This window comes from Streptomyces sp. NPDC031474 (assembly GCF_055581185.1).
Genome location: NZ_JBVIJX010000006.1, coordinates 292316 through 313727, shown reverse-complemented (window position 1 = coordinate 313727; position 21412 = coordinate 292316). Strand labels below are relative to the sequence as shown.

Annotated in this window: 16 protein-coding genes and 1 tRNA gene; 7 read left to right on the top strand and 10 right to left on the bottom strand. The window is 71.1% G+C overall.

The genetic code is table 11. The features are described 5' to 3' along the window. The first annotated feature begins 73 nt into the window (after positions 1–73). The 5 genes from ACZ5SK_RS14430 (at position 74) to ACZ5SK_RS14410 (ending at position 9944) form a co-directional block, all read left to right on the top strand. Positions 74–1879 carry a TIGR02677 family protein gene (locus ACZ5SK_RS14430; protein ID WP_468576114.1) on the top strand — a complete coding sequence of 602 codons (1806 nt, stop codon included), beginning with the start codon at positions 74–76 and terminating at the stop codon, positions 1877–1879. After that, positions 1876–3267: a TIGR02678 family protein gene (locus ACZ5SK_RS14425; RefSeq protein ID WP_361704759.1), complete on the top strand. Its 1392-nt coding sequence runs from the start codon at positions 1876–1878 to the stop codon at positions 3265–3267. Before ACZ5SK_RS14430 ends, ACZ5SK_RS14425 begins: the two co-directional genes overlap by 4 nt. Next, a complete protein-coding gene (locus ACZ5SK_RS14420; protein WP_468576050.1) occupies positions 3264–7442 on the top strand; it encodes a TIGR02680 family protein in 4179 nt (1392 codons plus the stop codon). Before ACZ5SK_RS14425 ends, ACZ5SK_RS14420 begins: the two co-directional genes overlap by 4 nt. Next, complete coding sequence (locus tag ACZ5SK_RS14415; RefSeq protein ID WP_361704754.1) at positions 7439–8677, top strand: TIGR02679 family protein; 1239 nt, start codon at positions 7439–7441, stop codon at positions 8675–8677. Before ACZ5SK_RS14420 ends, ACZ5SK_RS14415 begins: the two co-directional genes overlap by 4 nt. Positions 8678–8744: 67 nt before the next feature. Next, entirely contained in the window at positions 8745–9944 is a 1200-nt protein-coding gene (locus tag ACZ5SK_RS14410; RefSeq protein WP_361704751.1) for a hypothetical protein, read from the top strand. Positions 9945–9946: 2 nt separating this feature from the next. On the opposite strand, the gene ACZ5SK_RS14405 is transcribed toward ACZ5SK_RS14410, so the two are convergent. The 7 genes from ACZ5SK_RS14405 to ACZ5SK_RS14375 form a co-directional block, all read right to left on the bottom strand. Further along, positions 9947–10648, bottom strand: a complete 702-nt coding sequence (locus tag ACZ5SK_RS14405) for a 2-phosphosulfolactate phosphatase (protein WP_334578276.1) — start codon at positions 10646–10648, stop codon at positions 9947–9949. 251 nt (positions 10649–10899) lie between these two features. Next, positions 10900–11172: a hypothetical protein gene (locus ACZ5SK_RS14400; protein WP_334578275.1), complete on the bottom strand. Its 273-nt coding sequence runs from the start codon at positions 11170–11172 to the stop codon at positions 10900–10902. Positions 11173–11441: 269 nt separating this feature from the next. Then, the gene (locus ACZ5SK_RS14395; protein WP_334578274.1) at positions 11442–11648 is read right to left on the bottom strand and encodes a hypothetical protein; all 207 of its coding nucleotides are present in this window, start codon (positions 11646–11648) and stop codon (positions 11442–11444) included. Between the two features lie 568 nt (positions 11649–12216). Then, positions 12217–12420, bottom strand: a complete 204-nt coding sequence (locus ACZ5SK_RS14390) for a hypothetical protein (RefSeq protein WP_334578273.1) — start codon at positions 12418–12420, stop codon at positions 12217–12219. Between the two features lie 435 nt (positions 12421–12855). After that, positions 12856–12929 (bottom strand) — tRNA-Pro (locus tag ACZ5SK_RS14385). Between the two features lie 42 nt (positions 12930–12971). Beyond that, positions 12972–13757, bottom strand: a complete 786-nt coding sequence (locus tag ACZ5SK_RS14380; protein WP_334578272.1) for a Pr6Pr family membrane protein — start codon at positions 13755–13757, stop codon at positions 12972–12974. Positions 13758–14079: 322 nt separating this feature from the next. Then, positions 14080–15006 carry a metallophosphoesterase gene (locus ACZ5SK_RS14375; RefSeq protein ID WP_334578271.1) on the bottom strand — a complete coding sequence of 309 codons (927 nt, stop codon included), beginning with the start codon at positions 15004–15006 and terminating at the stop codon, positions 14080–14082. A gap of 161 nt (positions 15007–15167) precedes the next feature. Between ACZ5SK_RS14375 and ACZ5SK_RS14370 the strand changes: the two genes are divergently transcribed. Next, the gene (locus tag ACZ5SK_RS14370) at positions 15168–15632 is read left to right on the top strand and encodes a GatB/YqeY domain-containing protein (protein WP_334578270.1); all 465 of its coding nucleotides are present in this window, start codon (positions 15168–15170) and stop codon (positions 15630–15632) included. A gap of 338 nt (positions 15633–15970) precedes the next feature. Here the strand turns inward: ACZ5SK_RS14370 and ACZ5SK_RS14365 are convergent, their stop codons facing one another. Beyond that, entirely contained in the window at positions 15971–18253 is a 2283-nt protein-coding gene (locus ACZ5SK_RS14365) for a transglycosylase domain-containing protein (RefSeq protein ID WP_468157731.1), read from the bottom strand. A gap of 407 nt (positions 18254–18660) precedes the next feature. Between ACZ5SK_RS14365 and wblA the strand changes: the two genes are divergently transcribed. Next, entirely contained in the window at positions 18661–18999 is a 339-nt protein-coding gene (wblA, locus tag ACZ5SK_RS14360; protein WP_173877846.1) for a transcriptional regulator WblA, read from the top strand. 14 nt (positions 19000–19013) lie between these two features. On the opposite strand, the gene bagB is transcribed toward wblA, so the two are convergent. Together bagB and bagA are read right to left on the bottom strand one after the other, a co-directional pair. Further along, positions 19014–20393: an ATPase BagB gene (gene bagB, locus ACZ5SK_RS14355; RefSeq protein ID WP_468157732.1), complete on the bottom strand. Its 1380-nt coding sequence runs from the start codon at positions 20391–20393 to the stop codon at positions 19014–19016. Then, positions 20390–21367 (bottom strand): ATPase BagA, encoded by a 978-nt coding sequence (bagA, locus tag ACZ5SK_RS14350; protein WP_334578267.1) that lies wholly within the window; start codon positions 21365–21367, stop codon positions 20390–20392. The genes bagB and bagA overlap by 4 nt, the downstream gene beginning before the upstream one ends. Between the last annotated feature and the right edge of the window lie 45 nt (positions 21368–21412).

Genomic DNA, 21412 nt, shown 5'->3' with positions numbered 1-21412 from the left:
CCTTACCGTTGTGTGAGCTGGTGATGGCTCGCTGTCGGGGAGGGGGAGGCACGTGCGCAGGGTTCCGCCGGAGATGTTCCGGTTCACCATGGGGGATCGTGCCGATCTCTACGGGGCGGTGCTGCGGGCGTTCGGCGCGGCCAACGAGCGGCTGGAGACGGCCCTCGGGCTCGACGAGGTCCGGGCGCGGCTGCGGACGGTCGGCTGGCTGGACGCCATCACGGACGAGCAACTGCACGACGCACTCGGCAAGCTCAGGGAGTGGAACCTGCTGGACGTCGTCCAGAACCACACCGAGAACTACCGCACCGCGGAGGAGTACGAGCGCCGCAACCTCCAGTACTCCCTGACCCGGCAGGGCGAGGCCGCCATCGCGGGCGTGGAACACGCGCTGACCGTGCTCGCGGCGACGGGGGCGCTCCAGACCGCCGTACTGGAGGCGATCACCGACCGGCTCGACGAGCTGTACGTCCTGCTGGAGCAGCCTTCCTCGGCGGACCGCCGGATCTTCAGCACCCTCCAGGAACTGGAGGGGCACCTCGAAGCGCTGCTGGACAACACCAAGGCGTTCAACGGGGAGTTGCAGCGGCTGCTGCGCGCCGAAGGAGCCGATCCCGGGGTCTTCCGGGAGGTGAAGGCGGCGACGGTGGCGTATCTGCGGGAGTTCCTCGTCAACCTGGACCGGCGGGGCGCCGGGGTCACCGTGGCGGTGGCCCGCGTGGAGGAGCGCGGGGTCGGACTGCTGCACGAGCGCGCGCTACGGGGCGCGGAACTGCCCCCGGCGGCCGGAGCGGACCCGGCGGCCGCGTGGCTGGAGCGGCGCAGAGCGCGCTGGGCGGGGCTGCGCGCATGGTTCCTGCCGGCCGACGGGTCGCCGCCCCGGGTCGAGCAGTTGCACGACGTGGCCCGGCGGGCGATCGTCTCGCTGCTGCAAGTGCTCGACCGGATCACGGAGTCACGGCGGCGCTCGTCCAGCGCCGTCCAGGACTTCCGGGAGCTCGCCCGCTGGTTCGCCGCCGCGCCGGGGGAGGAGGACCTGCACCGGCTGTGGTCGCTGGCCTTCGGACTGGGATCCGCGCGCCACGCCCACCTCGCGCATCCCGACCCCGAACTGGTCCCGGCGTCCCGGACCTGGGCCGCCGCACCACCGGTGGAGGTGTCCGCGCTGCTGCGCACCAGCGGCCGCACGGAGCGCTTCACCCGCACCGGCAGGGTGCGCGACATCTCCGCGACGAGAGCCGCGCGAGCCGAGCGCGCGCGTCGGGAACGCGCCGAACTACAGGCGGCCTGGCAGGTGCTGACCACCGACGGGCGGCCGGTACGGCTCTCCGCCTTCGGCGAACTCGACCCGGCGGCGTTCGAGCGGCTGCTCGACCTGCTCGGCAGAGCACTGTCGTCCCGCCCCGACAGCACAGGAGTGCGCCGAGCCGTCAGCGCGGACGGCGGAGTCGAGATCCTCCTGGAGGGCGGGGCCGCGGCCGACGACAGGACCGCTCGGCTGCACACCGCGAACGGCGTGATGAGCGGACCGGATTACGTCGTTCGGATCAGCGGCGTGGACACGGCCGCCGGTCGGGAGCCGGCAGGACGGGAGCCGGCAGGACGGGAGCCGGCAGGACGGGAGCCGACAGGACGGGCGGCCGCAGGTCGGGCGGCCGTAGATCAGGCGGCCGTAGGACCGGGGGCCGCGAGGCAGGTGGCCGCCGGGCACGAGAAGGCCTCGTCGGCGGGGCGCGAGAGGGCTGCGTCGGCCGGGCATGAGAAGGCCTCGTCGGCGGGGCGCGAGAGGGCTGCGTCGGCCGGGCATGAGAAGGCCTCGTCGGCCGAGGCCGAGTACGACCAAGTCCCGTCGGCCGGGCGCGAGGAGGCCGTGGGATGAGCACGCTCGCCAACCAGCTGGTGGTGGTCGAACGGGAAGAGGTGGCGCGGGGAATCCGTCTGCTGCTCGCCCAGCCGTTGATCACCGAGCGCGGTGACCCCGCGGCTTTCGAGGTGGTCCGGCGCCGCAAGGAGCCGCTGGCCAAGTGGTTCGACTACACCTGCGGCTGGAGCCTGGTGGTGGAGCCGCGGCGCGGCTACGCCCGGCTGGTCAAGGTCCGCCCGGACGCCGACGCCTCCCGGCCCGCCCTGCGTCCCCGAGCGGGCCGGGCGCCCTTCGACCGCCGCAGGTACGTGCTGTTCTGCGTCACCGCGGCGGAGCTGACGTCCGTTCCGATGACGACCATCGGGCTGCTCGCCGACCGTGTCGTACAGGCCATGGCCGCCGACCCGGCGCTGGAGTCGTTCGACACCACCAGCCGCCGGGAGCGGACGGCCTTCGTGGACGTCCTGAAGCTGCTGGAGTCCTACGGCGTCCTGGCCGTCGTCGACGGGCTGACGGAGGCCTTCGTGGACACGGCGGAGGCGAAGGTCCTCTACCGGGTGGACGTCACGCTGCTGATGAGGCTGCCCGCCGCGCCGGTGGGGCCGTCCCGGCTGGCGCTGCCCGCGCAGGAGGTGCCGGGCCGCTTCGAGGAACTGCTCGCCGAGCTGATGCGGGAGCGACGCTACGGCCCCCCGCCCGCGACGCAGCCCATGCTCACGGGTACGGGCACGGGCACTGGCACCGGCACCGGTACGGGTATGGGCACCAGTACGGGCACGGGCGACGAGGCGTTCGTGGTCTCCGGGACCCGGCGGAACCTGTGGCTACGGCACTCCGTACTGCGCCGCCTCTTCGACGACCCGGTCCTCTACCGGGAGGACCTGACCGACGACGAGCTGGCCTACCTCGCGTCCCCCACGGGGCGTCAGATCCTGCGGCGCGCGGCGGAGCAGGCCGGACTCGTCCTGGAGGAACGCGCGGAGGGCTATCTCCTCGTCGACCCCGACGCCGTCGCCACCGACTCCAGGTTCCCGGACGACTCCTCGACCGCCCGGGTCGCGGCGCTGCTCCTTCTCGAACGCATCGCCGACACGCCCGAGGGCGCGACCCCCGAACAGCTCGCGGCGGCGGCGTCCGAGCTGCTGCACCGCTTCCCCCGCTGGGCGAAGGCCTACCAGGCCGCCGAAGGGGCCCGCCGGCTGGCCGACGACGCCGTGGCGGTGCTGCGCGACTTCGGCCTGGTGCGCGGCACCGGCGACCGGGTCGTGGCCCGCGCGGCCGCCCACCGCTACCGCGTCGCGCACACCACCACCACGACCGCCACCACAGCCGTCACCACGACCGCCAACACAACCACCACCGCGACGTTCGCCACCATGGACGAGGAAGGAGGCTCGTGGTGAGCGTGACCGAACTGCCGGTACGCGGCACGGACCGGCCGACGGACGGCATCGCTCCCACCAGGGCCCGCTGGCAGCCCGTCCGCGCCGGCATCCTCAACGTCTGGCGGTACTACGACGAGACGTTCACGTTCCACGAGGGGCGCCTGCTGCTGCGCGGGCCGAACGGCACGGGCAAGTCGAAGGCGCTGGAGCTGCTGCTGCCGTTCCTCTTCGACGCGAACCTGCGGCCCCACCGGCTGTCCACCTTCGGCGGCTCCGAGCGCACCATGCACTGGAACCTCATGGGCGAAGGCGCCACCGGCAAGACCCGCGTGGGATACGTGTGGATGGAGTTCGGCCGGGCCGACGGCGCCTGGTTCTCCTGCGGAGCCCGGCTGCAGGCCAGCGTCCACACGAGCGGCGTCCAGACCGACTACTTCACCACCGCCCGGCGCCTCGGCGACCGCCCCGACGGCATCTCCCTCCTCAACGAGGCGGGCCAGCCCCTCACCCGGGCCGCGCTCGCGGACGCGCTGGAGGGCCACGGCGAGATCCACGCCACGGCCGCCGACTACCGGTCCACGATCCGCCGCACCCTGTTCGCCGGCCTCGGCGAGCAGCGCTACGAGGCGCTGATCACCGCCCTGCTCCAGCTCAGGCAGCCGAAACTCTCCGAGCGGCTCGACCCGTCCCTGCTGTCCACCCTGCTGTCCAAGGCCCTGCCGCCGCTCGGCGAGACGGAGATCGGGGAGCTCGCCGAGGGGTTCGAGCGGCTCGACCGGCAGCGCGAGGACCTGAAGCGGCTCGACGAGGAGGTCGGCGCCGCGGCCGCCATCGCCGGCCGGCAACGCGGCTACGCCCAGCGGGTGCTGCGCGCCGCCGCCGCACAGCTGATCTCCGCGACGACGGACCTGGACAACCGCACCCGGATCGCCCGGGAGAGCGCGGAGCAGCACCGACAGGCCCTGCACGCCCAGGAGGTCACCGGGCGGCGCAGGGCGGAGCTGAGCGAGCGGGTCGAGGAACTCGAAGCGGCCGTCCAGGGCCTGGTCGACAGCGACCTCTACCAGCAGGGCAAGGAGCTGGACCAACTCCGCCGCCGCGTCCAGGACACGGCGCAGACCGCCCACCGGCTGCGCGCCACCGCCGACGACCGGCAGCGCCGGTTCCACGCGGACGACGAGCAGGCGGGCGCCGCCGTGAGACAGGCCGAGGAATACGCCCACCACGCCCGGGACACCGCCGAGGACGTCGAGCGCACGGCCCGCACCGTGGGCATGGAGTCGGTGCACGCGGAGCTGCGCACCGCCCTCGCCGACGCTCCCGCCACCGACGATCCCGCGCGGGAGGCCGACCGGGTCCGTCAGGTCCGCCATCTGCTGCGCGGGGCCGTCAAGGGCCGGCGCGACCAGATGGCGGCGGTCCGCGAGGCCGTCGAACGCCATGAGCGGGCCGTGGGCGACCGCACCGCCGCCGAGACCGCCCTGGACGGCGCCCGGGACGGCCTGGCCGAGGCCGTGACCCGTCGCGACGAAGCGGCCCGGGAGTGCGCGCAGGCCTTGCAGGCACAGGCGGAGCTGCTCCGGGAGTGGGCCGCCGGATGTGTGGAACTGCGGATCGACGACGTCGAGGAACTGGCCGCGCGAGCCGCCGTCGAAGCGGATGTGCTGGCCGTCGTGGAGCGTGCCGTACGCGCCCAGGACCAGGCGATCACCCAGTCCGAGACCCGGTTCCGGACGGCGCGGGAGACCGCGCTGGAGCACCGCGAGCGGACCGTCCGGGCCGTCGAGGCGCTCACGGCACAGACCGACCTCCCGCCGCCCGCCCCGCCGTTTCGCACCACGGACCGCGCCACGATGGAGGGCGCGCCCCTGTGGCGGCTGGTGGCCTTCCGCGACGGCGTCCCCGAGGACGTCCAGGCCGGCGTCGAGGCGGCACTGGAGGCATCGGGACTGCTCGACGCATGGGTGAGCCCCGAGGACACCATCGAGCTGGCCGGCCACGACACCTTCGCGGCGCCCGCCTGGGCGACACCCGCGCCGGGCCCGTCCCTGCTCGAAGTCCTGCGCCCCGAAGAGGACAGCCCGGTGTCCGCCGACCGGGTGGCCCGGCTCCTCGCGGGCATCGCCTACGGAGACCAGCTCCCCCACTGGCACACCGCCGCCGTCGCCGCGGACGGCAGCTGGCGGCTGGTCGCGGCCATCGGCACCTGGAGCAAGGAGGCCCCCGCCCACATCGGCTCCCTCGCCCGGGAACAGGCCAGAGCGCGGCGCATCGCCGAACTCACCGCCCGCCTCACCGAACTGAACACGCACCTCGCGTCGCTCGACGCGCGGCTGCGCGCGCTGCGCGAGAGCCGCTCCCGGCTCGACGCCGACCTCGCGGCCCGCCCCCGGCACCGGGAGCTCGACGAGAGACGGCGCCGCTGGGACCGCGCGGAGGAGGCGGTCGGAGTGCGTGACGACGCCGTCCGGGTCGCGGTCAAGGTGCTCGACGGGCGGGAAGCCGACGTGAGCCGTTGCCTGCGCACGCTGGGCAGGCTCTCCTCGGAACACGCCCTGCCCACCGAGCGGGGCCGCCTGAACGAACTGTCCGCCGCCGTCGACACGTTCGCCGACACGGCCGACGCATGGGCCGACGCACACCTGCACTGGGCCACCGCCCTCGGCCGGGCCGCCGCGGCGCGCAGCCAGGCCGAACGCTCCCTGGAGGCCGCCCAGGAGAGCCAGGCGGAGGCCGACCGGGCCGAGACCGAGGCACGGGCGCTCGCCGCCACCCTCCAGGCCGTCGACAGCTCGGTCGGCGAGGACTTCCGCCAGATAGCGGCCCGCATCGGCGAGTTGCGGCAGGACGCCCGCCGCAGCCGCGAGGAGATCACCGCGAGCGACGGCGAACTGAGCCGCCTTCAGCACCGTATCGGCGCGCTGGAGGCGACCATGGCCGAGGACGTCCGGCGACGCGACGACGCCACCGCCACGAGAGACGCCTCGGCGCTCCGCTTCCGCCACCTGTGCCTGCTCGGCCTGCCGCAGGACGCGGGCGCTCCACCGGAACGGGCCGCTCTGCACCTGACCGCACAGGACGGCGCCCGCGCCACGCTGTACGCGGCCCGCGAGATCGCCGCCGAGTGGCCGAACCTCCCCCACGAACCGCGCAACCTGGGGGACGCCGTGCAGCGCCTGTCGGAGGCGGTCCACCAGGCCCGTCAGGTCCTCGGCCGCCGCGCCGACCTCGACCTGGAAGCCGACGAGGACGTCCAGATCTTCACCGCCACCATGGACGGCTCCCGGACCGGGGCGACGGGACTGCTCCACACCCTCACCGCCGAACGGGACGGCAGCCGGGACGACATCACCGGCGCCGAGCGTCGCCTCTTCGACCAGACCCTCACCGGGGACACCCGGCGCCACCTGGCCGCCCGGATCCGTCAGGCGGGCGAACTCGTCGACCGCATGAACGGTCACCTGCAGCGGGTCCGCACGGCGTCGAACGTCTCCGTCCAACTGGTGTGGCGCATCCACCCCGACCTCCCGGCCGGCACCCAGACCGCCCGCACGCTCCTGCTCAAGGAGCCCAAGAACGTCACCGACGCCGACCGCGAGGCGCTGCACGCCTTCTTCCGGGCCCGCATCGAAGAGGCGAAGGCCAGAAACACGGCGGCCACCTGGGAGGAACAGCTCGCCGAGGTGCTCGACTACACCGCCTGGCATCAGTTCGTGGTCCGGCTCGACCGCGCGAACGGCGCCGGATGGCAGGTGCTCACGAAGAAACTCCACGGCGCCCTGTCCGGCGGCGAGAAGGCCATCGCCCTGCACCTGCCGCTCTTCGCAGCCGTCGCCGCGCACTACGAGGCCGTACCCGAAGCGCCTCGGCTGATCCTCCTCGACGAGGTTTTCGTCGGCGTCGACGCCGCCAACCGCGGCCAGATCTTCGCCCTGCTCGCCGCACTCGACCTCGACCTGATGCTCACCTCGGACCACGAGTGGTGCCACTACCGCGAACTCTCCGGCATCGCCGTCCACCAACTGATCACGGGAACGGACGGCGACGACGCGGTGACCAGCGCCCGCTTCGTGTGGACGGGCGCGGACATGCAGCCGGACGAAGGCAGCGGAGCCGAAGAAGGCACAGGAAGCACAGGAACCACAGGCAGCGGAGCCGACGAAGGCAGAGGTACACGGGACCCCGGGACATGAGCACGCCCCCCGTCCCCCCTTACCTCGCCGAGCCTCGCCTGCGCCCTCTCTGGCAGGCGGTGCACGACCGTCTGTCCTCCGGCCGCCCCGTCAGCGGGGTGCGCGTGGGCCCGCTCGACGACGACGAACGGGAGGCCCTGGCCGACCTCCTGGGCATGGACCGGCTGCCCGACCAGCGGCCGACCGTGCGCCTCGCCCGGCTGGAGGACGCCGTGGCCGAGGCCGGCGCCGGCACCGTACGGGACCTGGTCGCGCAGGTCATCGGCCCGCTCGGCGACCGTGAGTCCGAACGCCGGCGCCACGAGGACGAACGGAGCGCACTGTGGGCCTGGCTGGCGGACCACGACACCGTCCGGGCCCAGCCCGCGCTGACCGAGTGGACCGCGTACTGCCGTGCCCAGGGGCTGGTGGACGGCTCCGTCACACGCACCCGCGACCTGCTGACCGCCGCCCTCACCGTGCTCGCCGCGCTGCCCGCCGAGGGCGAACCCCTGCCGGTGTTCGCGGCCCGCACACGGCACGGCGACCCGCACGCCCTGGACGACGGCACCCGCCTCGCCACCCTCGTGCTGCGGGCCCTGTCCACGCTCTACGGCACCCCCGTGCCCGACGGCTCCCAGGCGCGGCGCGCACTCTGGTCCCGGGCCGGCGTCGCCGACGACGAGCTGTCCACGACGGTCCTCGCCGCCGGACTCCGCCCGTCCGGCGAGGGCATCCTGAGCCGGCTGAGCCGCATCTGCTCCGAGTCCGGCCACGCCGTCTCGCTCACCCTGGCCCAGCTGAGGTCACCGGGTGACGTCCGCTTCCCCGCCCGACCCGTCCACATCACGGAGAACCCGAGCGTCCTCGCCCTGGCACTGCGCCGCTTCGGCGCGCACTGCCCGCCGCTGGTCTGCACCTCGGGCTGGCCCAACAGCGCCGTCATCCGCCTCCTGCACCTCCTCGCCGCGCAGGGCGCACCACTGCGCTACCACGGAGACTTCGACGGCGAGGGCGTCCGCATCGCGGCCCACGTCATGCACAAGACCTCTGCCGTCCCCTGGCGCATGTCCACCCACGACTACCTCACCGGCCTCACCCACACCCCGCACGGCCCCGCCCCGGGCCGCCTCACCGAGGCCCCCTGGGACCCCGCCCTCACCCCGGCCATGGCGCGACGGGGAACGGCCCTGATGGAGGAAACGGTGGCGGCCCCCCTCCTCGACGACCTCTCCCGAGAACCAACCCACCCTTGAGCACCTGCGGATTTGTTAAGACAGCACCCCTCGCGCGAGACGGTTCCTTCCTGACAGGCTCGGGGGCGTGACGTACGTAGTGAGCGTGGACACCTGCATCCCGCAGGGCACTCCGGAGATGGACCCGCTGCAGCGCGCCGGCGCCGTGGCGCTCATCGAGGACGCCTTCAACTCGGTCAGGTCCGTCGAAGGCCCCGACGGCGTGGAGGTCGACCTCGTCGACACCATCGTGGCCGTCCATCCCGAAGGCGCCTTCCTCAAGGTCATCGTCGACGCTCCGGCGCTGGAGTTCGCCGAGGACTCCGTACAGGCACTGGTGGACGAACTGCTGGAGCGCACAGAACTGCTGGCCGACTGGACGATCGAGCGATGCGAGGTCGAGCTGCACCAGGACCTGGCCAAGCAGAGCCTCGACGCCGCCGACGGCCCCGACGCCCCGCCCGACGACCCCGCCGCCCGCAAGGCCCGCCACACCGAGACCCCGGCACCGCCAGGCACCGACGAGACCCCCGCCGGCGAGGCGAAAGCCGCGGCCGTACGAACCCGAATGCTGAAGTCGGCCGACGAACTACGCGCGTTCCCGCTGTCGACGTTCGGCGCACTCGACAGCGACGCGGACGGCGAACGCAACGACGAGGACGGAGGGAAAGGGAATGGAGGGAAAGGGGACGGAGGAAAAGGGGATGGCGGGAAAGGGGAGACAGTGATCCCCGCGGAGAGCGCCAGACTCGCCGCCGGCGCCCTGGTCTACGCGACCGACATCCTGGTGGACGAGCTGTTCGAAGACGTGCAGGTCCTGACGCAGGAGGACGCGACCGTCGCGGAATGCGAAGGCCCCCTGTGGCACCTGGAGCGCCTTCCCGACCGCTACGCCCTCCAGTACGACGCCCGCTTCGCCCGCCGCTTCCTCGTCACCACGATCGCCATGACCACCCGTTTCACCGACGGCAGCTTCCAACGGCTCAGCTGCGTGGCCGAGGAACTCGCCCTGCGTTTCCTGCTGAGCGAGACGACCACGACCCTGGAACTGCACGGACTCCTGGACGACGACGTCTCGGCCGCTCTGGACGCGTTCGCCGCCCACGTCTACGAGGACAAGGACCACGAGTGGCTCTACGACGACTCGCTGGACGCATTCGACGAAGCCCCGGCGGGCGCCGCTTCGGGAACCGCGCCCAAGTCGTTCAGATCGTGGTTCACCCCGTTCAACGAGGGCAGACACATCCATCCATCGGCAGCGGACGAACCCGAAGGAGCTGCGCAGTAGGGTCAGCTCGGCGCGCCCTCGCCCGGCGAAGGCGCGGCGCACGGACGCACGACCATGAGCGCGTCTTCCAAGGCCGCCACCATGGCAAAGGAAAACCGGTCGAGCTCAAGACAGAGGGCGATGTCATCAGGGTGGACTCCCTGCCGCACACCCTGCGCCAGCTCGGCGGCGGCACGTGAGTCGGCGGCGCGACGGAGGAACTCGGCGGCATCCGTCCCGCCCTCGGTGGCTCGCCGGGCGATGTATTGAGCGCACGCGAGATCTTCGTCCGCTCGCCCACCCTCGCCGGTGACCACGAACGTGACACTGTCAGGCGCGCGTGTCCGCAACAGCCGCGCCGTTGCCTCCGCCACGACAAAGCCGGCGCACAGCACCAGCGACGCCTCCTTGACCGCGAGGGCGCCGACCGTCCCCGCCGTGGTCTTCTGCACAACGGTCCGTCCGCCGAGGCCAACGGCCCGCAGCCGGCCGGGCGAGTTGACGGCGTCGAACCCGGGCGCGGGCGGACCGTCTTTGAGCGCCACCCAATCCGGATGACGAGCCTTGAGCGCCAGGGCTTCGTCCAGCGACTCAGCAAGAACGATCTTTTCCGCCCCTCGCGCAAAGGCCCAGGCGGCCACGGTGAAAGCACGCATGACGTCAACCACGACCGCCACCTGCGGGGCGTCGACCAGCTCATCGATGCCAAGGAAACGAGCGTCCATTCAGATCATGATCGCGCACACCCCTACTGGCGGCAACGGAGCCCAAGCCCCGCAGCATGGGGGACTCGTGGCCGACGTCGCCGCTCCGCCGAGCGGGCTGGAGATCGACCCGGCGGAGGTAGCCGGGGCCCCGTGTGAGAAGGAAACCGAGACGGAAGCGCGTCCCCAGCTTCACGGTCTGAGCTGCTTCTGCTGAGGGTCGAAGCAGGTGTCGACGTAGCCTCGTAGAGGTCTGTGAACGCAGTTGGGGCTCAGGCAGGGGGCCTGGCCGCCAGTCGGCAGGCACCGTTCGCGGCGCCGCCCGGCACGCCGGCCTCGGTCAGGCCCTGCACACAGCCTTGTAGGTCATTGTGAACACCTTGGGTGCACGCCGTTCTGACGGCATCCGAGACTTCGACGCCCGCCCCCTGGACCAGGTTCGTGCAAGCCGGGATGTCCGCATGGGCGGCGGGGGCGGCGAAGACCACGCCGAGGGCGAGGGCTAGGCCGGTGAGGAGACCGGCTGCGCGGGACGATGTGCGCATGGGACCCACCTACTCTTCGGGGTTGGTCGGAACTCGCAGATTCAAGGCGCCGAGCAGCGGACATGGCGGTGCGCGATCGACATCCCGGCCGGGCGACCCTTGGCTCGGCCGTATCTCCTCGTGTCGTGCTCCGGGCAACGGTCAAGGCCGTTTCAGCGCGCGGACGTTGCCATCAGAGATAGCTGTCACCGCAGCCTGTAGAGGTCATTTGTGCGTGGCGATTCTGCATGATGACAGGGCCGCCATCCCGCCCGTCTGGCCCGGCGTGCTCAGGTAATGCTTTCCGAGTGCCCGTCGGGGAAGCTGCACGTGGGGCCGCGGTAGGGGAGTTGGTTGACCGTTCCGCCCTGGGCCGTGCACTGTTCCGCCGAGATGGCCGGATACGTCGTTGCCTGAGCGGCGGCGGCGCCGACGGCGCTCACACCGGCCAGGGTTGCTGTGGCGAGTGCGAGCGCCAGCAGTCGTCGTATACGCATGCTCTTCTCCTCTCGCGTGCCCCTGTTTCGGTGCTTCGGGATGACCGGGCTTATGCCAGGGACGGCCCACTACTCAGGATGGGTGACGCTGAGCAGACACGCGAGTCGTGGTGTGCGGGCGCCGCAGACCCCTTGGCCGCTGGACGGGGCGAAGAGAAAAGACGACGGTCCCCGTGGCCTTCCCGACCGAACTCCTGCCGGATGTAAAGGCATACCTCGACCGCTTCGCCTGGCTGACCCAGGGAGGAAATCCCTCCTGAGCCGGGCCCTTCACGAGAGGGGCACGGTCCTTCGACTACTCGTACGCTCCCCGCGCATGCCATCACGTGGCCGCGGTCGGCGACGGTGCCCCCTCCATCCCGGTGCCGGCCGATCCCCCGCCGGAGGCGGACTACCTCGCACCTCGCCGCGCTCGCGCGCGACGGCGTTCGGGAGCTCCCGTCCGCGCGCTTCCGGGCCGACTCGGACCTAGCGTGCCCGACGGCTCGGCACAGTCCCTGCGACCCTCCCGGCTACGCTCGCCGCATGAGCGCCCCGCAGCGCGTGGCTGCGGGGCACCTTGTAGCGTTTAGTCGATCTTCTCCCCGTTGTGCGTACCGCCCTTGCAGAGGTTGTCCGTCAGATCGGCCGTTCCTCCGCCCTGCCTGCACTCAGAAGGGGTGACGTAGGATGGGGCACCCTGTGCGGCGGTGGCGGTGGCCGCGCCTGTGAGGCCGAGTCCGGCGAGGGCCGCCGTGGCGATGACGGCAGCGAGGATTCGTCGAATGCGCATTTGGTTTCCCTTTCGCGGATTGCCTCGGTTGGGGCACTAATCAGCTTGATCTTCACCCATGTGGGTGGCACGTCATGTTGGGCCATTCGGGTGACACTGCTGTCGGGTGCGGGGTCGGTGACGCGACCCGTCGGACAAGCCTTGGAACGAAGAGACCACCCAGGCCGGCTGGGTGGTCTCTTCGTGGTTGCACCTGCCGGGGCGACTCGCTCCGGCACTCCGGTACAGCCGTCACAGAGGAGGTCTACCGGAAGCAGATCCGGCCCGTGATCCAGACCGGTGACGTGGTCATGGACGGCGTCTTCGGCACTGACCCGCAGCGGCCGTAGTCACGCGGGAATCACTCAGGAACCGATGGCCGCGCAGTTGGACACGCAGCCCAAACAGGTGGGGCACCTAGTAAATTTACTAGGTGCCCCACCTGCTGTTTCTCTGTCGGGGTGGCGGGATTTGAACCCACGACCTCTTCGTCCCGAACGAAGCGCGCTGCCAAGCTGCGCTACACCCCGATATCGCTGCTTGTCCTGCTTGTCGCGGCGACGTCGTTTACTTTAGCCCACTGGTGGCTGGAGACGAAATCCGGTTTTGCCGCGGTGGCCGATCGGGTTGGGGCGGGCGTGGTCGAGGGCCACGAGGAGGACTGCGAGGGCGTAGAAGGAGAGGCCGAGCAGGAGGGCGTTGGCGAGGGCATGCCTGTAGCCGTGGGCCTCGACGTCGAGGAAGGGGTAGAGGTAGCGGCCCGGTGTGCCGGCGTGGATCAGTTGGGCGCGGGCGAGGGAGAACACCAGGTAGGCCAGGGGGTAGAGCATCCACGTAGCGGCTCGGCGCAGGCGCATTCGGCCCGGGGCGGTCAGCAGCAGCCAGTCCAGGACGGCGGCCAGCGGTGTCACCGTGTGGAGCAGGTGCCCGACGATCATGTGCCAGCCGGTGAGGGGAGCCGTCGTGCCGGTCAGGGAGAAGGGGACGGCGGCGTCCGCCAGGAGCAGGTGGTAGACCAGGCCGGTGATCACGACGTAGAGCAGCGCGGCGCCGGTCACGGCGGAGGGGAGGGGGCGGCGGGCCGTCCACGCCCGACGGGCGGACAGCAGCATGACCAGGGTCAGCAGGATGTTGCTCTGGATCGCGAAGTGACTCAGGACCCGCAGTGGGCTGCCGAGCAGGAAGGCGAGTGTCACACCCGCTGCCGCCGTGCCGGCCAGCAGCAGGCGGAGGACGGCGGCCAGTCGGCGGCGTACCGGGGGCACCACCGCCGAGGCGGGGACGGAGGAGAGCAGGAGCGCGTGGGTCCGCGGAATCGCGGGCAGATCCGGGAGGTCCCTGGGTATCGGCGCGGTCATGCCCTCACGCTAGGCAAGGGGGACAAAGGGGGCGATGCGGGTGGTCCATCCGGGGGACGCCAGGCCCCAGGACCTCTGGGTCTTGAGCCCCAAGCTCCAGGCGCCCCTGGCCCTCCGGGCTCCCGGCTCCGGGGCTCCCGGTCCCCGGCCCCCGGCTCCGGGGCTCCCGGTCCCCGGCCCCCGGCTCGGGGCCTCCCGGCTCCGGACCCTCCGCCTCCCGGCTCCGGACCCTCCGCCTCCCGGCTCCGGACCCTCCGCCTCCCGGCTCCGGGCCTCCCGGCTCCGCGCCCCCAGCTCCCGGGCTCGCCCCGGCCCCCTCCCCCTACTCCTTCTCGACCAGTGTCAGCAACGTCACCTCCGGCGGGCATGCGAACCTCACCGGGGTGTAGCGGTTGGTGCCGCAGCCTGCCGAGACGTGGAGGTAGGACGTTCGGCCGTCCGCCGTGTGCGTCGACAGGCCCTTCACGCGGTCCGTGTCCAGGTCGCAGTTGGTGACCAGGGCGCCGTAGAAGGGGATGCAGAGCTGGCCGCCGTGGGTGTGGCCGGCCAGGATCAGGGGGTAGCCGTCCGCCGTGTAGGAGTCCAGGACCCGCAGGTAGGGCGCGTGCACCACGCCCATCGAGAAGTCGGAGGACGCCGACGGGCCGCCGGCCACCTGTGCGTAGCGGTCGCGCTTGATGTGCGGGTCGTCCAGGCCCGTCAGCTCCACCGACGCGCCCTCGACCTTCAGCACGCCCCGGGTGTTCGTCAGGTTGAGCCAGCCCGCCGCGTCGAAGCCGTCGCGCAGGTCCTCCCACGGGTTGTGGATCACGCCGACGGCGGGCGCGTTGCCGTTCAGGCCGTGGCGGCCCTGGACCTTCTCGAGGAGATAGCGGGCGGGATTGCGCGGTGTCGGGCCGTAGTAGTCGTTCGAGCCGAAGACGTACGCGCCCGGGAACTCCATCAGGGGGCCGAGGGCGTCCAGGACCTCGGGGATGCTGTCCGGGTCGGACAGGTTGTCGCCCGTGTTGATCACGAAGTCGGGGCGCAGACCGGCCAGCGAGCGCAGCCAGCGCTGCTTCTTGCGCTGGCCGCCGACCATGTGGATGTCGGAGACCTGCAACACGCGCAGGGGTTGCATTCCGGCGGGCAGGACGGGGACCGTGACCCGTCGGAGGCGGAAGGAGCGGGCTTCGAAACCCGCCGCGTACACCAGGCCGGCGGCGCCGGCCGCCGCAATGGACAGAGGTACTCCGTATCGCGCGCGCATACGTCCATCGTGTCAGACGCCGCCGACGCTTCTTTCCGCAGCGCCCCCTTGACTGCGTTGGCCCGCAAGTGCCCTTCCCGCGCGGTGGTTCCGGCTTCCTTGCCGCACCGCCCGCCAAATGAACGGGCGCCCGGCTGTCCACACCTGCGACAATCACACCCATGACCACGCTCAAGTCGAAGCTGCAGGAAGACCTCAACGCCGCGATCAAGGGGCGCGACGAGCTCCGCTCCTCGACGCTCCGGCTGACCCTCGCCGCGATCACCAAGGAGGAGGTCGCGGGCAAGACGAAGCGCGAGCTCTCCGATGACGAGGTTCTCAAGGTGATCAACAAGGAGGCGAAGAAGCGCCGGGAGGCGGCCGACGCCTTCGCGCAGGGTGGTCGGGCCGAGAGCGCCGAGCGGGAGAAGGCGGAGGGCGAGATTCTCGCCACGTACCTGCCCAAGCAGCTCAGCGACGAGGAGTTGGACGCCATCGTCGCCCAGGCCGTCGAGGAGGCGAAGGCGGCCGGTGCGGAGGGGCCGCGGGCCATGGGCGCCGTCATGAAGATCGTGAACCCGAAGGTGGCCGGCCTGGCCGAGGGCGGCCGCGTAGCCGCCGTCGTCAAAAAGCTCCTCGCGGGCTGACCCGCCCCACCCCCACGCCGCGGGCCCCCGCCGGAGGCCCCCCACGCCGGAGCCGTTCCGCCCGACGGACGGTTCCGCCTGGGGCTGTCGGCCCGGCGTGCGCCGGTCGCGGCGCGCCGGTCGGCTCTCCGCCACCGATCGGCTCTCCGAAACCGATCGGCTCTCCGCCACCCGGCCCCGCGCCAACGCTGGAAGCCCTCCCGCTGGAAGCCCTCACGCCGGAGGCCCCCGCATCGGGCCGCCCCCGCAACTGGAACGGCCCCCGCTTCTCCGGGCGAGAAGCGGGGGCCGTTCGCTGTGTGCTTACTCGGCGCTGACGGCCTTCGGTGGCGGTGGGATCAGTTGCGCCTGCCGCCGCCGCCGTTTGCGTTGCCGTTGGTCTGGCCCTGGAAGTAGGTGCCGACGCCGCCGTTCGCCGTGCCGGCGTTGGTGGTGCCGTTGGTGAGCAGGCCGCCGAGGAAGCCGTCGTTGTTGCCACCGTCGCCGCCGGTGCCGCCGTTGTTGCCCCCGCCGTTGTTGTTCTTCCCGTTGCCCTTGTTCTTGTCCGGGGGGTCCGGGATGTTGACGAGGTTGAAGGACGGCGCATCCTTGCCCTCGAGGGCGCTGGTCATGGCGTCCCGCCAGATCGGGCCGGGAGTGTCGCCGCCGTAGACCTGTGCGTGGTAGACGCCGCCGATGGTGATGTCGGTCATCTCGACCTTCTGGGTGGCGCTGCCGACCCAGACGGCGCCCGCGAGGTTCGGGGTGTAGCCGACGAACCAGGCGTTCTTGCGGGAGTCCGTCGTACCGGTCTTACCGGCGTTGGCGCGGCCGGAGAGGCCGGCCTGCTTGCCGGTACCGGAGTCGGTCACACCGCTCAGCAGCGTGTTGATGGTGTCCGCGGTCTTCTCGTCCATCGCGCGCGAGCAGGTCGACTTCGGCACCTCCAGCGACTTCTTCGCGCCGCCCACGGTCTGGGTGATCGACTCGATGGCGATCGGGGTGCAGTACATGCCCCGGCTGGCGAAGGCGGCGTACGCGCTCGCCATGGTGAGGGGGGAGAGGCCGGTCGAGCCGAGGGTCATGGACGAGGGGACCTCGGGGACCTTGTCGCCGTTGCCCTGGACGACGCCCAGCTTGTCGGTCATCTTCACCACGGGGCACATGCCGATGTCGGCGAGCATCTGCACGAAGTAGGTGTTGACCGACAGCTCCATGGCCTTCTTCAGCTGGTACGGCCCCTTCTCCGACTCGCTCTCGTTCTCCACCGTGTCGTTGTCCTTGTTGGTCCAGGGCTTGCTGCTGCACGTCTGGACCGTCTCCGGGTACGGCATCTGGTACGGCGCCGGATACGACTGGTTCGGCGGGCGGCCCTCCTCCAGCGCCGCTGCGGCGAGGAACGGCTTGAACGTCGAACCGGTCGGGAAGCCGTAGTTCGAGCCGCCCATGGAGGAGTTGACGGAGTAGTTGTACTCGGTCTCGTTCTTGCCGTAGCCGTACGGCTTCGACTGGCCCATGCCGAGGATCTTGCCGGTGCCGGGCTCGACGAGGGTGGCGGCCGCGGCGACCTTGTCCGACTGGTAGACGTGCTCCTTGAGCGAGTCCTGGACGGCCTTCTGGGACTGCGGTTCGAGCGTCGTCCGGATCGTCAGACCGCCCTGGTTCCAGACCTTCGCCCGGTCCTCCTTGGTCTTGCCGAAGACCGGGTCGCTGAGGAAGACGCGCTCCACGTACTTGCAGAAGAAGCTGGCGCCCTGGACGGCGGTGATGCAGCCGTTCTTCGGCTGCTTGACCTTCAGGCCCAGCGGGGCCCGCTGCGCCTTGGCGGCCTCGCCCTCGGTGATGTCACCGACCTCGGCCATGCGCTTCAGCACGACGTTGCGGCGGTTGGTGGCGGTGACGTCGTCCTTGACCGGGTCGTAGACGGTCGGCTGCTGGACGAGGCCGGCCAGCATGGCCGCCTGGGGGAGGGTGAGGTCCTTGGCGTGCGTGGAGAAGTAGCGCTGGGAGGCGGCTTCGACGCCGTAGGCCTGCTCGCCGAAGAACGTGATGTTCAGGTAGTTCTCGAGGATCTTCTTCTTGCCGAGCTCTTCCTCGAGCTGGATCGCGTACTTCAGTTCCTTGATCTTGCGGCCGATGGTCTGCTGCGTGGCCTGTGCGACCTTCGTCGGGTCGTCGCCGGCCTCTTCGATGGCGACGTTCTTCACGAGCTGCTGCGTGAGCGTCGAGGCGCCCTGGGAGACCCCGCTGTTCTGCACGTTCTTGTTGAGCGCGCGCAGGACGCCCTTCAGGTCGATCGCGCCGTGCTCGTAGAAGCGCGAGTCCTCGATCGCGACGATCGCCTTCTGCATGTACGGCGAGACGTTCTTCAGGTCGACGACCGTGCGGTCACGGGAGTAGACCGTGGCGATCTGGCCGCCCTCGGCGTCGAGGATCGTGGTGCGCTGGCTCAGCGGCGGCGTCTTCAGGTTGGCCGGGAGTTCGTCGAACGACTCCACCGACCCCTTGGCGGCCAGGCCCAGCGCGCCGAACGCGGGCAGGGCGATACCGGCCAGCACCGCTCCCGCGAGCACACTGACACCGAGGAACTTGACGGCCTGCTGCGTTGGCGACAGACCACCGCCCGAGCGCTTTTTTGGCATGGGGGCAGCCTACGTTCTCATTCGCCGGACACACGTCAATGCCTTGGCCTAAGCTGCTCTCAACTGTCACAGCAGCAGGGCTACGTATCAATACGTCCGGCGACCCCGAATCGTTCCGGAGGTTCCCCAACTTTTTTGTTGGGGGCGTGTCCGAATCCGCCTTGAGTGTCACCCGGCGTCCGTTGTGACCCAACTGAACTGTCCCGTTTATCGGGAAAGTGATGTATGTCGCAGGCTCACTCCCCCGGGTGATCTGCCGCTTACCCATAGTCCGTTCGGGCCATTCAAGATTGGGCCCGAAGGGGGTGTTGCGCTGTGCCCACCTTCCGTAACGTCCTCAACTGGCGGCGGTGAATATGCCGCTGCCGCCGTGGGGGAGCCTCGATTCGGGAGAGGACGGCGCCGGTATGGGCTGGGTAACCGACTGGAGTGCGCAGGCTGCCTGCCGCACTACCGATCCGGATGAACTGTTCGTTCAGGGAGCAGCGCAGAACAGGGCCAAGGCGGTGTGCACCGGATGCCCGGTACGCACCGAATGTCTGGCCGACGCGCTCGACAACCGCGTCGAGTTCGGCGTGTGGGGAGGCATGACGGAGCGCGAGCGCCGCGCACTGCTGCGCAGGCGGCCGACGGTGACCTCCTGGCGCCGGCTCCTGGAGACGGCGCGTTCGGAGTACGAGCGTGGGGTGGGCATCCTGCCGCTCGACGACGACCAGATGTACGAGAACTACGCGGCGGTGAGCTGAGGAGAACCCTCGGCTCAGGCGTCGGCAGTCTCGGGCAGCTCCGGCCGGTTGGCCGCGAGCCGGTTCCCGATGTCCCGCAGCCCCGTGAGGTCGTGCACGTCGCCGGGCAGCGCGGCCACTTCGGCTACCGCCACCTCGGGGTGGAGCGCGGTGAAGCGGTCACGCGTGCGCTGCTCTCGGGAGAGCAGGTGCATGCGTTCCGCGTGCAGCCTCAACAGGCCCGCGGTGAGATCGTCCACGGTCCGGTCCGCGTCTGTGGGGGTGTCGCGCTCCGGATCGGGTGCTGGAGACTCGGGTGCTGGAGATTCTGAACTGCCGTACGTGTCGGGAGAGTTACGAAGTCCAGCTTTCCCGCCGTCCTGATCGACAATGCCGGGCTCTTCAAGATTTTCCGCAGCGGCGAGCGCCCGCTCGGCGGACAGCTGGGCGGCGCCGCTGCCGTGGACGCGGTTGAGCACCAGACCGGCCAGCGGCATGTCCTCGGCGGCCAGTCGCTCCACGAAGTACGCGGCCTCCCGCAGCGCGTCCCGCTCGGGAGCCGCCACCACCAGGAACGCCGTACCGGGCGCCTGGAGGAGCTTGTACGTGGCGTCCGCGCGCGTGCGGAAGCCGCCGAACATCGAGTCCATCGCCGCCACGAACGTCTGCACGTCCTTCAGCAGTTGCCCGCCCAGCAGCTTGCCGAGCGCGCCGGTCATCATCGACATCCCGACGTTCAGGAACTTCATCCCCGCGCGCCCGCCGACCTTGGCGGGCGCCAGCAGGACGCGGATCAGCTTGCCGTCCAGGAACGACCCCAGCCGCTTCGGCGCGTCCAGGAAGTCCAGCGCCGAACGCGAGGGCGGGGTGTCGACGACGATCAGATCCCACTCGTCCCGCGCGCGGAGCTGGCCCAGCTTCTCCATCGCCATGTACTCCTGCGTGCCCGCGAAGCCCGCCGACAGCGACTGGTAGAACGGGTTGCCCAGGATCGCGGCGGCCCGCTCCGGATCCGCGTGCGCCTCGACGATCTCGTCGAAGGTGCGCTTCATGTCGAGCATCATCGCGTGCAGTTCGCCGTCCCCCTCGACGCCCTTGACGCGGCGCGGGGTGTTGTCGAGCGAGTCGATGCCCATGGACTGCGCGAGCCGGCGCGCCGGGTCGATGGTGAGGACCACCACCTTGCGGCCGCGCTCGGCCGCCCTGAGCCCCAGCGCCGCCGCCGTGGTCGTCTTGCCGACGCCGCCCGAGCCGCAGCAGACCACGATGCGGGTCGCCGGATCGTCGAGCAGCGGATCGAGGTCGAGCAGGGGCGCGGGGGAGAGGCGGCGCCGGGCGCCTCCCGTGTCGTGGGCCTTGGCGTCGGCCCTGCCCCGGGCCTTGCCGTCCTGGGCGTGAGCCTGGTCCGGACTCATGCGATCCCCTGCTTCCGCAGTTCGGTGGCGAGCTGGTACAGGCCCGCGAGGTCCAGGCCCTCGGCGAGCAACGGCAGTTCATGCAGCGGCAGGTCCAGCTCGCCCAGGACAGCGCGCTGCTCGTGCTCCAGCGCGTACCGCTCGGCGTACTCCCCGGCCTGCTTCAGGAGCGGATCCACCAGCCGCTCGGCGTGCCCGCCGCGCCGCGCCCCGCCGAGCCCGGCGGCGGACAACGAGCGGGCAACAGAAGAACGCGTCACGGTCCGGACGAGTTCCAGCCCGTCCTCGTCCAGCACCTCGGGCCGCACCATGTTGACGATGACCCGCCCCACCGGCAGCTTCGCCGCCCGCAGCTCGGAGATGCCGTCCGCGGTCTCCTGGACCGGCATCTCCTCGAGCAGCGTCACCAGGTGCACGGCCGTCTCCGACGACTTCAGCACCCGCATCACGGCCTGCGCCTGATTGTGTATCGGGCCGATCCTGGCCAGCCCGGCGACCTCGTCGTTGACGTTCAGGAAGCGCGTGACGCGGCCCGTGGGCGGGGCGTCCATGACGACGTAGTCGTACACGAACCGCCCGATCCTGTCCTTGCGCCGTACCGCCTCGCACGCCTTGCCGGTGAGGAGCACGTCCCTCAGGCCGGGTGCGACGGTGGTGGCGAAGTCGATCGCGCCGAGCTTCTTCAGGGCCCGGCCGGCGCCCCCCAGTTTGTAGAACATCTGGAGGTAGTCCAGTAGGGCCAGTTCGGGGTCGATGGCGAGGGCGTACACCTCACCGCCCCCCGGGGCGACGGCGATCTTGCGTTCCTCATAGGGCAACGCCTCCGTCTCGAAGAGCTGCGCGATGCCCTGCCGGCCCTCCACCTCGACGAGAAGCGTGCGCTTCCCTGCCGTGGCGAGGGCCAGCGCAAGGGCCGCGGCGACCGTCGTCTTACCGGTCCCGCCCTTACCGCTGACGACCTGGAGCCTGCTCACGTCTTCGAGCGTAACCAGTCGGCGCCCGAGGCAACCGGGAGGCTG